The sequence below is a fragment of the Streptomyces sp. NPDC048258 genome (assembly GCF_043201995.1).
GTDB lineage: Bacteria > Actinomycetota > Actinomycetes > Streptomycetales > Streptomycetaceae > Streptomyces.
Genome location: NZ_JBICZH010000005.1, coordinates 434,712 through 435,998 on the forward strand (window position 1 = coordinate 434,712; position 1,287 = coordinate 435,998).

Annotated in this window: 1 rRNA gene and 1 pseudogene; both read right to left on the reverse strand. The window is 67.7% G+C overall.

Annotation, left to right across the window (positions count from 1 at the left end):
- Positions 1-816 (reverse strand): annotated as a pseudogene (locus ACGFYQ_RS15715) (tetratricopeptide repeat protein); the annotation flags it as partial.
- A 184-nt stretch (positions 817-1,000) separates the two neighbouring features.
- Positions 1,001-1,117, reverse strand: a 5S ribosomal RNA gene (rrf, locus tag ACGFYQ_RS15720).
- Between the last annotated feature and the right edge of the window lie 170 nt (positions 1,118-1,287).

Genomic DNA, 1,287 nt, shown 5'->3' on the forward strand with positions numbered 1-1,287 from the left:
GCCGCCGCGGTCGTCACGACGCGGGAAGGACGGGCGGTCGCCACCGCGGTCGTCACGACGGAAACCACCGCCACCACCGGTGGGACGGTCACCGCGGTCATCACGACGGAACGGGGGACGCTCGCCACCGCGGTCGTCACGACGCGGGAAGGACGGGCGGTCGCCGCCACGGTCGTCACGACGGAAGCCACCGCCACCACCGGTGGGACGGTCACCGCGGTCATCACGACGGAACGGGGGACGCTCGCCACCGCGGTCGTCACGACGCGGGTACGACGGGCGGTCGCCGCCACGGTCGTCGCGACGGAAGCCGCCGCCACCACCGGTGGGACGGTCACCGCGGTCGTCACGACGCGGGTAGGACGGACGGTCGCCACCGCGGTCGTCGCGACGGAAGCCGCCGCCACCACCGGAGGGACGGTCACCGCGGTCATCACGACGCGGGTACGACGGACGGTCACCGCCACGGTCATCACGACGCGGGAAGGACGGGCGGTCGCCGCCACGGTCGTCGCGACGGAAGCCGCCGCCACCACCGGAGGGACGGTCACCGCGGTCATCACGACGCGGGAAGGACGGACGCTCGCCGCCACGGTCGTCGCGACGGAAGCCGCCGCCACCACCGGAGGGACGGTCACCGCGGTCATCACGACGCGGGAAGGACGGACGGTCACCGCCACGGTCATCGCGACGGAAGCCACCACCGCCACCGCCGGCCGGTCGACCACCACGGTCGTCGCGACGGAACGGGGGACGGTCGCCACCCCGGTCGTCACGGCCCCCGCGGTAGCCGCCCCTGTCACCACCGTCGTTGCGCCGAGGCTCGCGCTCCGGACGATCGTCGGGAGAGTTGGACATGGGTGTGACTCCTGTCTTCGGGGTACCGCTAGTCATTCTCGCGCAACCAACCCATGGCCGCGCTTCGGCGTAAAGATGTACAAAAACAAAAAGGACCCTTGGTCCAGCGTTGAACGCTGGACCAAGGGTCCTTTGAAAGATTGTTCGGCGGTGTCCTACTCTCCCACAGGGTCCCCCCTGCAGTACCATCGGCGCTGAAAGGCTTAGCTTCCGGGTTCGGAATGTAACCGGGCGTTTCCCTAACGCTATGACCACCGAAACCCTATCGGTTTCGAGCGAACAAGCACACTTTGTAGTTATGTTCCAGCTCTAGAAACCAGCAACTGTTCGTTGCTTCAGAACTAACACAGTGGACGCGAGCAACTGAGGACAAGCCCTCGGCCTATTAGTACCAGTCAGCTTCACCCGTTACCGGGCTTCCACATCTGG